At 68.5% G+C, this 14071-nt stretch carries 11 protein-coding genes; all 11 read right to left on the minus strand.

All coding sequences use genetic code 11. The annotated features are described in order from the left end of the window. Positions 1-90: 90 nt before the first annotated feature. The 11 genes from ABD210_RS25295 to ABD210_RS25345 all read right to left on the minus strand — a co-directional run bounded on the left by ABD210_RS25295 (position 91) and on the right by ABD210_RS25345 (position 14046). Positions 91-1557 (minus strand): glutamate synthase subunit beta, encoded by a 1467-nt coding sequence (locus tag ABD210_RS25295; protein ID WP_344114590.1) that lies wholly within the window; start codon positions 1555-1557, stop codon positions 91-93. Continuing rightward, a complete protein-coding gene (gene gltB / locus ABD210_RS25300) occupies positions 1557-6095 on the minus strand; it encodes a glutamate synthase large subunit (RefSeq protein WP_344114591.1) in 4539 nt (1512 codons plus the stop codon). Before gltB ends, ABD210_RS25295 begins: the two co-directional genes overlap by 1 nt. A 745-nt stretch (positions 6096-6840) precedes the next feature. Then, positions 6841-7509: a VIT1/CCC1 transporter family protein gene (locus ABD210_RS25305; protein ID WP_344114592.1), complete on the minus strand. Its 669-nt coding sequence runs from the start codon at positions 7507-7509 to the stop codon at positions 6841-6843. A gap of 199 nt (positions 7510-7708) precedes the next feature. Further along, a complete protein-coding gene (lgt, locus tag ABD210_RS25310) occupies positions 7709-8932 on the minus strand; it encodes a prolipoprotein diacylglyceryl transferase (RefSeq protein WP_344114593.1) in 1224 nt (407 codons plus the stop codon). A gap of 72 nt (positions 8933-9004) precedes the next feature. After that, on the minus strand, positions 9005-9697 hold the full coding sequence (locus ABD210_RS25315) for a DsbA family protein (RefSeq protein WP_344114594.1): 693 nt from the start codon (positions 9695-9697) through the stop codon (positions 9005-9007). After that, positions 9694-10179 carry a MauE/DoxX family redox-associated membrane protein gene (locus tag ABD210_RS25320; RefSeq protein WP_344114595.1) on the minus strand — a complete coding sequence of 162 codons (486 nt, stop codon included), beginning with the start codon at positions 10177-10179 and terminating at the stop codon, positions 9694-9696. The genes ABD210_RS25315 and ABD210_RS25320 overlap by 4 nt, the downstream gene beginning before the upstream one ends. Beyond that, positions 10176-10838: an SCO family protein gene (locus tag ABD210_RS25325; protein ID WP_344114596.1), complete on the minus strand. Its 663-nt coding sequence runs from the start codon at positions 10836-10838 to the stop codon at positions 10176-10178. Before ABD210_RS25325 ends, ABD210_RS25320 begins: the two co-directional genes overlap by 4 nt. A gap of 7 nt (positions 10839-10845) precedes the next feature. Continuing rightward, positions 10846-11670 (minus strand): tryptophan synthase subunit alpha, encoded by an 825-nt coding sequence (trpA, locus tag ABD210_RS25330; RefSeq protein WP_344114597.1) that lies wholly within the window; start codon positions 11668-11670, stop codon positions 10846-10848. Continuing rightward, entirely contained in the window at positions 11667-12878 is a 1212-nt protein-coding gene (trpB, locus tag ABD210_RS25335) for a tryptophan synthase subunit beta (protein ID WP_344114598.1), read from the minus strand. Before trpB ends, trpA begins: the two co-directional genes overlap by 4 nt. Positions 12879-12963: 85 nt before the next feature. Next, the gene (gene trpC / locus ABD210_RS25340) at positions 12964-13770 is read right to left on the minus strand and encodes an indole-3-glycerol phosphate synthase TrpC (protein WP_344114599.1); all 807 of its coding nucleotides are present in this window, start codon (positions 13768-13770) and stop codon (positions 12964-12966) included. 15 nt (positions 13771-13785) lie between these two features. Beyond that, the gene (locus tag ABD210_RS25345) at positions 13786-14046 is read right to left on the minus strand and encodes an HGxxPAAW family protein (protein WP_344114600.1); all 261 of its coding nucleotides are present in this window, start codon (positions 14044-14046) and stop codon (positions 13786-13788) included. Positions 14047-14071: the final 25 nt, after the last annotated feature.

Below are 14071 nucleotides of genomic sequence, written 5' to 3' on the forward strand. Positions count from 1 at the left end.
TTCTTCTCACCCACAGTTGTGGGCTGTGGGCAACTAGTGTCCCGCCGGCCCTTGGTTTCCTGGGTGAGAAGAACAACGAGAGCAGCCGGGCTAGACGACCAGCGGGCGGGCCGTGGGCGGGATGGGCGTGGGCAGGGTGGAGGAGCCGGTGAGGTGGGTGTCGACGCCGGCGGCGCAGGAGCGGCCTTCGGCGATCGCCCAGACGATCAGCGACTGGCCCCGGCCGGCGTCGCCGCAGGCGAAGACGCCGGGAACCGACGTCTGGTAGGACTTGTCCCGCTTCACGTTGCCGCGTTCGTCCAGTTCGACACCCAACTGCTCGAGGAAACCCTCGCGCTCGGGACCGAGGAAGCCCATCGCCAGCAGCACCAGCTGAGCCGGAATGGTCCGCTCGGAGCCCTCGACGGGGGTGAAGCGGCCGTCGACCAGCTCCACCTCGACCAGGTTCAGGCCAGCAACATTGCCGTCGGTATCGGCGGTGAAGTTGTTCGTCGAGACGGCGTAGACCCGCTCGCCGCCCTCCTCGTGCGCCGAGGCGACCCGGTAGATCATCGGGTAGGTCGGCCAGGGATGTCCGCTCGGCCGCTCGTCCGAAGGTCTCGGCATGATCTCCAACTGCGTCACACTGCGAGCGCGCTGCCGGTGAGCCGTGCCCAAGCAGTCCGCACCGGTGTCACCGCCACCGATGATCACCACATCTTTGCCAGTAGCAACGATCTGGTTCTCCACCGTCTCACCGAGTGCGACCCGGTTCGCCTGCGGCAGGTACTCCATCGCTTGGTGGATACCGCCGAACTCGCGTCCAGGCACCGGCAGGTCCCGGGCCGCAGTAGCACCTGTGGCGATGACGACAGCGTCGTACCGCTGCTTCAGCTGGGTGCCGGTGACGTCCACGCCGACGTTGACGCCGGAACGGAAGACGGTGCCCTCCTCCTTCATCTGCTGGATCCGCCGCTCGACCTGCAGCTTCTCCATCTTGAACTCGGGGATGCCGTAGCGGAGCAGACCGCCGGGGGCGTCCGCCCGTTCGTAGACGGCGACCGTGTGACCTGCCCGGGTCAGCTGCTGCGCGACGGCGAGACCGGCAGGGCCGGAGCCGACGACCGCGATCGTCCTGCCGGTCAGCCATTCCGGCGGCTGGGGCCGGACGTCGCCGGAGTCCCACGCCTTGTCGATGATCGCGACCTCGACGTTCTTGATCGTGACCGGTTCCTGGTTGATCCCCAGCACGCAGGCCGGTTCACACGGCGCCGGGCAGAGCCGCCCGGTGAACTCCGGGAAGTTGTTCGTCGCGTGCAGCCGCTCGATCGCGCCGGACCAGTCGTCGCGCCAGACCAGGTCGTTCCATTCCGGGATCAGGTTGCCCAGCGGGCAGCCCGAGTGGCAGAACGGGATACCGCAGTCCATGCACCGGCCGGCCTGCTTGGTGATGATCGGCAGCAGCGACCTACCGGCCCCACCGGGGTAGACCTCTTTCCAGTCCTGCACGCGCTCCGCCACCGGGCGGCGTTCCGCGACCTCGCGCGGGGTGGTCAGGAATCCCTTCGGGTCAGCCATCAGATGGCCTCCATCATCGCTCGCGTGGTGGCGTCCTCGTCCAGCCCGTCCCGCTCGGCAGCCGCCTTGGCTGCGAGCACCCGGGCGTAGTCGCGGGGCATCACCGTTGTGAACCGGGGACCTGCCGCCGACCAGTCGCCGAGCAGCTTCGCCGCCCGCTCCGAACCGGTCTCCTCGTGGTGCCTGCGGACCAGGTCGTACAACAGGTCGGACTCCTCGTCGGTGAGCGGGAGCAGGTCGACCAGCTCCGGGTTCACCAACGCGGGATCCAGGTCGAGCACGTGGGCCACGCCGCCCGACATGCCCGCTGCGAAGTTACGGCCGACCGCGCCGATCACCACGACGCGACCACCCGTCATGTACTCGCAGGCGTGGTCGCCGACCGACTCGACCACGGCGGTGGCGCCGGAGTTGCGCACGCAGAAGCGTTGCCCCACGCCACCATTGATGAACAGCTCACCGGACGTCGCGCCGTAGGCGATGACGTTGCCGGCGATGATCTGGTCGGCGGCGTCGAACCGCGCGTGCCGGTCCGGCCGGATCACCACGCGACCACCGGACAGGCCCTTGCCGACGTAGTCGTTGGCGTCACCCTCGAGGCGCAGCGTCACGCCGCTGGGCACGAAGGCGGCGAACGAGTTGCCGGCCGACCCGGTGAAGGTCAGGTCGATCGTGCCGTCCGGCAGCCCGGCGGCCTTGTATCTCTTGGTGATCTCGTGGCCGAGCATGGTGCCGACGGTCCGGTTGACGTTGCGGATCGACAGTTGCGCGCGGACAGGTTCACCTGACTCGAGCGCAGGCCGACAGATCCGGATCAACTCGTTGTCGAGCGCCTTGTCGAGGCCGTGGTCCTGCAGCACGGTCTGGTGCAGCGAAGCACCTTCCGGCAGCGAGGGCACGTGCAGGATCGGCGACAGGTCGAGCCCGTCCGCCTTCCAGTGGTCGACCGCGCGCTGGATGTCGAGCACCTCGGCGTGACCGATCGCCTCGTCGAGCGACCGGAAGCCGAGCGAGGCGAGGTATTCCCGCACCTCTTCGGCGATGAACTCGAAGAAGTTCACCACGAACTCGGGCTTCCCGGCGAACCGCTCACGCAGTACCGGGTTCTGGGTCGCGACGCCGACCGGGCAGGTGTCCAGGTGGCAGACGCGCATCATGATGCAGCCGGAAACGACCAGCGGTGCAGTGGCGAAGCCGTACTCCTCGGCGCCGAGGAGGGCCGCGATCACCACGTCCCGCCCGGTCTTGAGCTGGCCGTCCGTCTGCACGACGATCCGGTCGCGCAGGCCGTTCAGCAGCAGGGTCTGCTGCGTCTCGGCCAGCCCGAGCTCCCACGGACCACCCGCGTGCTTCAGGGAGGTCAGCGGAGCCGCACCGGTTCCACCGTCATGACCAGAGATCAGTACTACGTCCGCGTGTGCCTTACTGACGCCGGCGGCAATGGTGCCGACGCCGACCTCGGAAACCAGCTTCACGTGGATCCGGGCGGACGGGTTCGCGTTCTTCAGGTCGTGGATCAGCTGGGCCAGATCCTCGATCGAGTAGATGTCGTGGTGCGGCGGCGGCGAGATCAGGCCGACGCCGGGCGTCGAGTGCCGCGTCTTCGCCACCCACGGGTAGACCTTCTGCCCGGGCAGTTGACCGCCCTCGCCCGGCTTGGCTCCCTGCGCCATCTTGATCTGGATGTCGTCGGAGTTGGTCAGGTACTCCGCGGTGACGCCGAAGCGCCCGGACGCGACCTGCTTGATCGAGCTACGCCTGGCCGGGTCGTTCAGCCGGTCGGAGTCCTCGCCGCCCTCGCCGGTGTTCGACTTGCCGCCGAGCCGGTTCATCGCGATCGCCAACGTGGTGTGGGCCTCGGCGCTGATCGAGCCGTAGCTCATCGCGCCGGTTGAGAACCTGCGCACGATCGCCGAGACCGGCTCGACCTCGTCCACGCTGATCGGTCCACGGTCCGACTTGAACCCGAACAACCCGCGCAACGTCATCAGCCGCTCGGACTGCTCGTCCACGCGAGCCGTGTACTGCTTGAAGATGTCGTAGCGCCCGGTGCGGGTGGAGTGCTGCAGCCGGAACACCGTCTCGGGGTCGAACAGATGCGGCTCGCCCTCACGACGCCACTGGTACTCGCCGCCGATCTCCAGCTTGCGGTGCGCGGCGAGGATGCCGTCAGCCGGGTACGCCCGCAGGTGCCGGCGGTGGACCTCCTCGGCGATGACGTCCAGCCCGACACCGCCGAGCTTGGACGACGTACCGGTGAAGTACAGGTCGACCAGCTCCGGCGACAGGCCGTTGGCCTCGAAGATCTGCGCACCCGTGTACGACGCGACGGTGGAGACGCCCATCTTCGACATCACCTTGAGCACGCCCTTGCCCAGCGACTTCACCAGGTTGCGGACCGCCTGCTCCGGCTCGATCCCGGGCAGGTAGGTGCCCTGGCGGCAGAGGTCCTCGACGGACTCCAGCGCCAGGTACGGGTTCACCGCGGCGGCGCCGTAGCCCATCAGCAGCGCGACGTGGTGGACCTCTCGGACGTCACCGGCCTCGACGACCAGGCCGACCTGGGTGCGGGTCTTCTCCCTCACCAGGTGGTGATGAACCGCGGCGGTCAACAGCAGCGACGGGATCGGCGCGTTCTCGGCGTTCGAGTGCCGGTCCGACAGCACCAGGATCCGGGCGCCGTCCGCGATCGCCGCGTCGGCCTCGGCGCAGATCTCCTCGAGCCGGGCCTTCAGCGACGCCCCGCCGCCCTCGACCGCGTAGACGCCCCGGAGCACTGTCGTCGCGAGGCCCGGCAGGTCGCCGTCCAGGTTGATGTGCCGCAGCTTGGCCAGCTCGTCGTTGGTGATCACCGGGAACGGCAGCACCACCTGACGACAGGACGCCGGGCTGGGGTTGAGCAGGTTCCCCTCCGGCCCCAGCGACGACGACAGCGAGGTGACGAGCTCCTCGCGGATCGCGTCCAGCGGCGGGTTGGTCACCTGCGCGAACAGCTGGGCGAAGTAGTCGAACAGCAGCCGGGGACGATCGCTCAGCACCGCGATCGGCGTGTCCGTCCCCATCGACCCGATCGGCTCCGCGCCGGTCTTGGCCATCGGGGTGAGGAGCACGCGCAACTCCTCCTCGGTGTAGCCGAACACCTGCTGGCGACGGGTCACCGAGGCGTGGCTGTGAACGACGTGCTCGCGCTCCTGCAGGTTCTCGAAACGGATCAGGCCCGCGTGCAGCCACTCGTCGTACGGGTGTTCGTTGGCCAGCGCCGACTTCACCTCGTCGTCGGTGATGATCCGGTGGGCCTCGACGTCGACCAGGAAGATCTTGCCGGGCTCGAGTCGGCCTTTCTGGGTGACGGTGGCCGGGTCGAGGTCGAGCACGCCGGCCTCGGAGGCCAGTACTACGAGTCCGTCCTCGGTGACCCAGTACCTCGACGGGCGCAAGCCGTTGCGGTCCAGCACCGCGCCGACCTTGGTGCCGTCGCTGAAGACCACCGACGCGGGTCCGTCCCACGGCTCCATCAGGGTCGAGTGGAACTCGTAGAACGCGCGCCGCTTCGGGTCCATCGTCGTGGCGTTCTCCCAGGCCTCCGGGATCATCATCAGCATCGCGTGCGGCAGCGAACGACCACCCAGGTGCAGGAGCTCCAGCACCTCGTCGAACCAGGCCGAGTCCGACGCTTCCGGCGTACAGATCGGGAACAGTTGCTCCAGGTCGCCGGGGATCAGGTCGCTCGACAGCAGCGCCTCGCGGGCCCGCATCCAGTTCCGGTTGCCCTGCACGGTGTTGATCTCGCCGTTGTGGGCGATGTACCGGTACGGGTGGGCCAGCGGCCAGGACGGGAAGGTGTTGGTGGAGAACCGCGAGTGCACGACGCCGATCGCCGAGGCGAGGTCGGGGTCGGTCAGCTCGGGGAAGAACTTGTCCAGCTGGTCGGTGGTCAGCATCCCCTTGTAGATGATGGTCCGGCCCGACAACGACGGGAAGTACGTCGCGGTCTCCCGCTCGGCACGCTTGCGCAGCCGGAACGCCATCCGCTCCAGCGCGAGGCCGAGCACCCGGCCGGCCGTCGCCGTGACGAACAGCTGGCGGAACACCGGCATCACCGAGCGGGCGGTCGAGCCCAGCAGCTCAGGGTCCGTCGGCACGTCGCGCCAGCCGAGGACGGTCAGGTTCTCCTCGGCGGCGAGCTCCTCGATCCGGGCGACAGCCTTGGCGGCGTCATCCGCCTCCTGCGGGAGGAAGGCGATACCGGTCGCGTAGTTGCGCTGCACGGGTAACTCGAAGTCGCACACCTTGCGGTAGTACGCGTCGGGGACCTGCAACAGGATGCCGGCGCCATCGCCGGAATCGGGTTCGGCGCCGGAGGCACCGCGGTGCTCGAGGTTGCGCAGGGCGGTCAAGGCCTTGGCCACGATGTCGTGGCTCGGTTCACCGGTCAGGGTTGCGACGAAGGCGACACCACATGCGTCATGCTCGTGGCGTCCGTCGTACAGACCCTCGCTCGGCCTCTGCTGGTTTGAGAGGGGGGCGCGACCATACATTCAGGGGCTCCCGTCGTCCTACGGTCAACAACTGGCCGCGGGACAACATTGGCCCAAGCCGGGAGTCCCGAGACTACCTCATGGCGCCCCACTGGTGGACTGCCATTCCACCGTCACAACGCCTTTCAGAATCAACAGTGACGCGTTGTAAGCAAGCGCTCACTGTTCCACTACCCATAGTCCCAGCAAGCCCTTCCGCCCACCACCCATGCCAGGTGAATTTCAGCACCTTCCCAGCGAGGTCTGTGCTATCCGTGGAGACCATGCAGCCAGGCTGGAAGCCCCTCACAGCAGGCACCGGGCAATCCAACGGCGGCGTCTGGCTGACACCGGACGGCTGGGTGGTCAAACGGCTCCTGCCAGGGGTCGCGGATCCGAGGCACCACGCCGACTCGGAACGCCATCTGGATGGCTCAGGTCCCGGCGACTCCGACGGATCCGGCAGGCTTGGCGCGGGCGCTGGGGCGGTTTGCGCGCGCTCATGTGGCCGAGCCTCCCTGGGTGCGCGTCAAGTCCTGCGCGACCGTCTGGAGACCGTTGCGGGCCGCGGAGGGTGGGTTGCGCTCGACCGGGTCGATCGGTTGGGCCCGGCTTGGCGGCACGCAGTACGGAATCTGTGGGTACGCCGAGACGATGTGGTCATCGAGGCCGCCTCGGATGGCGGGTCTTTCGCCGAATAGCGCCTTCTTTTGGCGGTATCGGCCAAGAAACCCGCTACTGCGCCCGGCGCGTGGTCAGCATGGGGTCAGCCGATGCCTGGGCCCACCAAGGCGCCGACGGCGTAGGTGAGGCCCGCGGCGGCGGCGCCGAGGATGAGTTGGCGCAGGCCGGAGTACCACCAGGAGCGGGTGGTCACGCGGCTGACGACGGCACCGCAGATGAAGAGGGCGGTGAGCGACATGATCAGGGCAGGAATCACGCTGCCGGCGCCGAGGAGGTAGGGCAGGACGGGGACGAACGCGCCGACTGCGAAGCAGATGAACGACGAGGCGGCGGCCAGGAGCGGCGACGGGAGGTCGTTGGGGTCCACGCCGAGTTCCTCGCGGACGTGTTCCTCGAGGGCCTGGTCGGGGTCCGCGTGGAACTGCTCGGCGACCTTGCTCGCGAGGTCCGGGTCGAGACCCTTGGCGCGGTAGGTCGCGGCGAGTTCGCTCTCCTCGGCGCCGGGGTGCAGCTGGATCTCGCGACGTTCGACCTCGATCTCGGCGTGGGCAAGCTCCCGCTGTGACGCGACCGAGGTGTACTCCCCCGCCGCCATCGAGAAAGCGCCGGCCGCCAGCCCGGCCAGTCCCGCCAGCACGATGAACCGCGAACCGGACTGCGTCCCACCGTCCATCCCCGCGATCAAGGCAAAGTTCGAGACCAGCCCGTCCATCGCCCCGAACACCGCCGGCCGCAACCACCCACCGGTCACATCCCGATGAGTGTGATCCCCCGAATGCTCTGCCGAAACTCGACCCGCCACGCCTTCCGCAGGCACTACCGGCACCCCCGGCAAGTCAGCCGAAACCCCTGCCACCCGGTCAGCCGGTACGTCGGACGCCGGGACAGGCGGCACGCCGGAGGTGGAAGGCGAGGTGGTTTCTTCGCCTTCAGCCGGGGAACTGCTGCTGTCAGTCACGAGTTCCGTCCGTGGGTGAGGAGTCGGTCTTCGCCTGATCGACGGACGCTGCAGGAGTGGTGTCCTCGGACCCTGGCGCGGAGGCACCTGGCTCCGAGGCAGCCGCCACTGCCTCCGGTGCAGCGGATGCTTCCGATGCTGCGGATGCCTCTGATGCTGTGGACTTCGGGCCCGGCGAGGCGCCGACCTTTGCCTCGACCTTCGGGTCCTCCACAGGGTCAGACGGCTGGTCGGATTCGGTCACCGGAGCCGCGACGCTCTTCTTGCTGAGATCAGCGGCCGAGTCCTGCTCGACGGAATCGGCAGAGGGCTCGTCAGTCGGCGTCTCCTTCTCGGCATCCGCGCCGTCCGACGGCTCGTCGGAGGTGGTGGACGGGGTGGAGATGTCTTCCTGGCCGGGCTTGAGGCGGGCACTCAGCACCAGGTACACGACCGAGGCGACGAACAGGATCAGCGCAGTCCACACGTTCAACCGGAGACCGAGGAAATGGTTGACCGTGTCGATGCGCAGGTTCTCGATCCACGCGCGGCCGGCGGTGTAGCCGGCGACGTACAGGGCGAACGCGCGGCCGTGGCCGAGCTTGAAGCGGCGATCAGCAAGGATGACCAGGGCGATCACACCGAGGTTCCAGATCGCTTCGTAGAGGAACGTCGGGTGGAAGGTCGCGAACTGGGTGTAGCCCTCCGGCCGGTGCGCAAGGTCGATCTCCAGGCCCCACGGGAGCGTGGTGGGTTTGCCGAACAGTTCCTGGTTGAAGTAGTTGCCGAACCGGCCGATCACCTGGGCGAGTGCGATCCCCGGCGCCATCGCGTCCGCGACGGCCAGGAACGGGACCTTGTGCCGGCGGCAGGCGATCCAGGCGCCGAGCGCGCCGAACGCGACCGCCCCCCAGATGCCCAGCCCGCCGTGCCAGATCTTCAGCGCGTCGATCGGGTGCTTGCCCGGACCGAAGTACAGCTCGCTGTCGGTGATGACGTGGTAGATCCGGGCGCCGACCAGGCCGAACGGCACCGCCCACATGATGACGTCGGCGAGGATCTCGGGCGAGCCGCCGCGGGCGACCCAGCGTTTCCGGCCGAGCCAGTAGCCGGCGAAGATGCCGGCCAGGATGCAGATGGCGTAGGCCCGAAGCGGCAGCGGTCCGAGGTGCCAGACGCCTTGGCTGGGACTGGGGATGAACGCCGGCACGACCACGGCGAGGAGGTGACTAGACATGGCAAGCACGAACGGTACTCGACCGTCCCTCCCGCGACCACCGAAGCACGGTCACGAGAGGGACTCGACGAGTCAGCCCACGGCCGCCTTGATGCCCGCGGGGGTCAGCTGTTCAGCGGTCAGCATCTTGCCGTTCACGAAAACGGTCGGAGTGCCCTCCACCTTGCGATCGTTGGCGGCCTGCGCGATCGAGTCGAGCCAGCCGGCGTAGCTGTTGCCATTCACCGCCGCCTCGTACTTCGCGTCGTCGACGCCGAGCTGCTTGCCGAGCGAGATCAGCTGATCCGTCGTCCAAGCCTTGGAGAAGTCACCGTAGATCGCGTCGACATAGCTCAGCCCCTTGCCGTTCGCGGCGGACGCGGCGAATGCGTTGGCCAGCCGAGGTGAGTCCTGCGGGCTGACGAACGCGAGCGGCCAGTAGGTGATCGTGGTCGTGCCGTTCTCGACCAGCTGGTCCAGGGTCGAGCCGGTCGCGCTCTCGAATTCCGCGCAGTGCGGGCAGCGGAAGTCCAGGTAGAGGTCGATGTTCGACTTGGCGCCTGCCTTGCCGACGGTGACGCCCTTGCCGGTCGTGCCCGGACCGGTGATCACGGCCGGCTCGGGCTTACCGCTGGAGGTGACGCTGACCGCGGAGTGCTTGCGGTAGTAGTCGACCCCGACGGCCGCGACGATGGCGAGCACCAGCACGACCACCACGACGATGCCGGGCGAGATCCGCCTGCGCGTGGCCAGCAGCGGGTTCGGTGGTGCTTTGGTCTTGCTCACGGCGTTGTTACTCCTGTCGACACATACGGATCCGATTCAAGCGCGAACTTGCTGTTTGGCTTGAACCACAGCCAGCCCGCGAGTACCAGCAGACCGACGTCCCGCAGGATCTCCTGCAGATACTTCGTCTGGCCGGGGGCGACCTGGCCGCCGCCGCCGAAGCAGCCGCAGTCGATCGCCAGACCACGAGCCCAGGCGGAGGACACCGCGGCGATGAACACCACCATGAAAACACCTGCCGCGAGCGCGGCCGGCCGGACACCGAAACCGACGATCAACAGCAATCCGATTGCGATCTCCAGGAACGGCAGGATCAGCCCCACCGGGCCGTCGAGCGCCGACGGCAACAGCTCGTAGGCGCGGACTGCCTGCGTCGCGGAGACCGGGTCGGTGACCTTGATCGCGCCGGCCACCAGCATCACGCCACCGAGAACCAGCCGGGCGACCAGCGACACCCAGGGAAACCACGGCTGAGTCTTCACTGGTTCTCCTCCACGAGCTTGCCGAAGTCGTGCGCCAGGTCGCCGATGGCCGCGTTGGACAACCACAGCACGGTGGCCTTGTCGTTCGCGCCGAACCCGAGCACCTGAGCGCCGTGGCCGACCTCATAGCCACCGGACGGCAGCTTCTTCATGCCTTCCACCGGAACGCCGACCGCCTTGGCGATGTCCTTGATCGACGCCAGCGACCCGGTCAGCCCGACGAACGAGGGGTCGAAACGGTCCAGATACTTACGGATCACCGGCCCGGTGTCACGAGCCGGGTCGGTGGTGATGAACAGCAGCTGCACCTGGCTGCGCACCGACTCGTCGAGCTTGGTCAGCGCGGACGCCACGTCGGCCATCACGGTCGGACACACATCGGGGCAGTTCGTGTAACCGAAGAAGACCAGCGTGACCGGCTTCTTCGTCGACGTGACCAGGTTGAACTGGTTGCCCGACGTATCGGTCAGCGTCGCCGCGGGCAGTGAGTACGGCCGGTCCAGCGTCGCCCCCCGCAACCCGTTGGGGTCGCCGGCCGGGGTGCGGATGATCGCACCGCCCGGGTTGTCCGCCGTTTGTTTCTGACCGCCACTGCAGCCCACGAGGGCAAGCAGAGCCACCGCGGCGAGGAAAAAGGCCGCGTTCCTGGTTCGACTCACGGTGCTACTAACGAGCAGGGGTCGGGCGGGGTTCCCGCCGGACGCCTTCGGCAAGACTCTCCGTGAGCTCCCGTACGCCGTTGGCGCCACCCGCCGCGAGCACCTTCACGAACGCCGAGCCCACGATCACCGCATCCGCGTACGCCGCGACGCCCGCCGCCTGGTCCGCGTTGGACACGCCGAGGCCGACCCCGACGGGAAGCTCGGTGGCTGCCTTCGTCCGCGCCACCAGCGGTCCGGCCAGATCCGACGGCTGCTCGCGGGCACCGGTGACACCCATCACCGCGGTCGCGTAGACGAATCCCCGGCAGTTCGCGGTGGTGAGCGCGATCCGTTCGTCCGTGGACGACGGCGAGACCAGGAACACCTTGTCCAGTTCGTGCTTGTCCGCGGCGGCGGTCCACTCGGCGGCTTCCTCGGGGATCAGGTCGGGGGTGATCAGCCCTGCTCCCCCGGCGGCCGCGAGATCGACCGCGAACCGGTCCACGCCGTACCGCTCGACCGGGTTCCAGTACGTCATCACCAGCACCGGGACCTCGGAGTACGAGGCGAGCTTCTCGACGGTGCTGAGGACGTCCCTGGTGCGGAGACCGCCGGAGAGCGCGATCTCGGCCGCCCGCTGGATCGTCACGCCGTCCATCACGGGATCGCTGTACGGCAGGCCGATCTCGACCACGTCCGCACCGCCGTCGACCAGCGCCTTGATCGCGTCGACGCCGCCCTCGATGGTCGGGTAGCCGGCCGGCAGGTAGCCCACCAGCGCGGCCCGGCCGGCGTCGTTCGCCGCCCGGATCGCGGTCCCCGCCTTGCCCAAGGCAACCAGGTCGCTCATGCTTTGTTGCCTTCCGCATCGATCAGGCCGAACCACTCGCCGGCCGTGTCCATGTCCTTGTCACCGCGGCCGGACAGGTTCACCAAAATGATCGCCTCGGGCCCCAGTTCCTTCGCGATCTCCAGCGCGCCGGCCACCGCGTGCGCCGACTCGATCGCCGGGATGATGCCCTCGGTGCGGGCCAGCAACCGGAACGATTCCATCGCCGCCGCGTCGGTGACGGGCCGGTACGTCGCCCTGCCGGTCTCCGCGAGCCAGGCGTGCTCCGGGCCGACGCCCGGGTAGTCCAGGCCGGCCGAGATCGAGTGCGACTCGATCGTCTGCCCGTCGTCGTCCTGCAACAGGTACGACCGGGCACCGTGCAGTACGCCGATCTGGCCCGCGGTGATCGTGGCGGCATGCCGGCCGGTCTCGTAGCCGTCGCCGCCAGCCTCGATCCCGTACAGCTTCACGCCGGTGTCGGGCACGAACGCCGCGAACAGGCCGATCGCGTTGGAACCGCCACCGACACAGGCGACTGCCGCATCCGGCAGCCGGCCCAACAACTCCAGCGATTGCGCGCGTGCCTCGTCACCGATGCCGCGGACGAAGTCGCGCACCATCGCGGGGAACGGGTGGCCGCCGGCCGCCGTACCGAGCAGGTAGTGGGTGTCGTCGACGCTGGCGACCCAGTCGCGCAGGGCCTCGTTGATCGCGTCCTTCAGCGTGCGGCTGCCGGTCTTGACCGGGATCACCTCGGCGCCGAGCAGCTTCATCCGGGCCACGTTCAGGGCCTGCCGCTCGGTGTCGACCTCGCCCATGTAGACGACGCAGTCGAGATCCAGGTAGGCGCAGGCGGTCGCGGTGGCGACGCCGTGCTGGCCGGCGCCGGTCTCGGCGATCACGCGGCTCTTGCCCATCCGCTTGGTCAGCAACGCCTGACCGAGCACGTTGCGGATCTTGTGCGCGCCGGTGTGGTTCAGGTCTTCTCGCTTGAGCAGGATCCGCGCACCGGCGAGGTCCGACAGCCGGGTCGCGTCGTAGAGCAGGCTCGGGGTGCCGGCGTACTCGCGCAGCATCCGCTCGAACTCTTCGGTGAAGGCCTTGTCGGCCATCGCCTCCTGCCACGCCTTGGTGAGCTCGTCGAGCGGCGCGATCAGCGCCTCCGGCATGAACCTGCCGCCGAAGCGGCCGAAGTGCCCGAGTTGATCGGGCAGCACAGCGGTCATCGTCTCAGCCTTCCGAACCCCTGCGCGGGCAAGGGTTTCTTCACGTCTGCCGGACAGCCCCCGCCGAGCGAGGGGTCCGCACGTCTCAGTGACGCTGCTGGATGGCGGGGTGCGATCCCGCAGCGACGAGGTCGGCGACCGAGGCGCGAGGATCGCGGCCGGTCACCAGGGTTTCACCGACGAGGACGACATCGGCCCCGGCGCGCGCGAACTCGATTACATCATGCGGGCCCCGGACGCCCGACTCCGCCACCCGGACCAGGTTGGTCGGGATCACCGGCGCGACCCGGGCGAAGGTGTTCCGGTCGACCTCGAGCGTCTTCAGATCGCGGTTGTTCACGCCGATCAGCTGGGCGCCGGCGTCCACCGCACGCCGGGTCTCCTCCTCGTCATGCACCTCCACCAGCGGGCACAGTCCGATCGAGTGAGCCCGCTCGATCAGCGAGACCAGAGCCTCCTGCTCGAGCGCCGCCACCATCAGCAGGACCAGGTCGGCACCGGCCGCGCGGGCCTCCCAGAGCTGGTACGAGGAGATGATGAAGTCCTTGCGCAGCACCGGTACGTCGACCCGTCCGCGCACCGCGCGCAGGTCCTCCAGGCTGCCGCCGAACCGCCGCTGCTCGGTCAGCACGCTGATCGCCGCCGCGCCGCCCAGTTCGTACTCCGAGGCGAGTGCGGCCGGGTCGTCGATGTCGGCCAGGGCGCCCTTGGACGGGCTCGACCGCTTCACCTCGGCGATGATCGCGATCCCGTCGCCACGGAACACCGGCATCGGGTCCTTGGCGTCGGGCTTGCGCTGCGCCTCCAGCTTCAGATCGTCCAGGCTCACCCGCGCCTGGCGCTCCGCGAGGTCCTCCCGAACCCCGGCGAGGATGTCGTCAAGCACAGTCATGTTGTGGTCCGTCCGTCAGTGGTGGTCGCTGGACCGTGCACCGAAGCCGAGCAGCTGCATCACCTTGCCGACCAGGCCGCCGGCGACGGCGATCCCGACCGAGATCCAGAACAGCAGCCAGTTCGGGCCCATGACCATCGCGATGGCGCCGACCGTGAAGGCGACCAGCACGATGGCCACAGCGGTCCAGGCCGCCGGAGTACTGCCGTGCAGGCCACCCGCGTGGGCCTCTTCGCTCTCGTACGTCGCCGTTTGGTCTGCGGTCGTATTGTCCATCGTTGGCGCCACTCCTCGTCGTCGT

This window comes from Kribbella alba (assembly GCF_039529635.1).
Classification (GTDB): domain Bacteria; phylum Actinomycetota; class Actinomycetes; order Propionibacteriales; family Kribbellaceae; genus Kribbella; species Kribbella alba.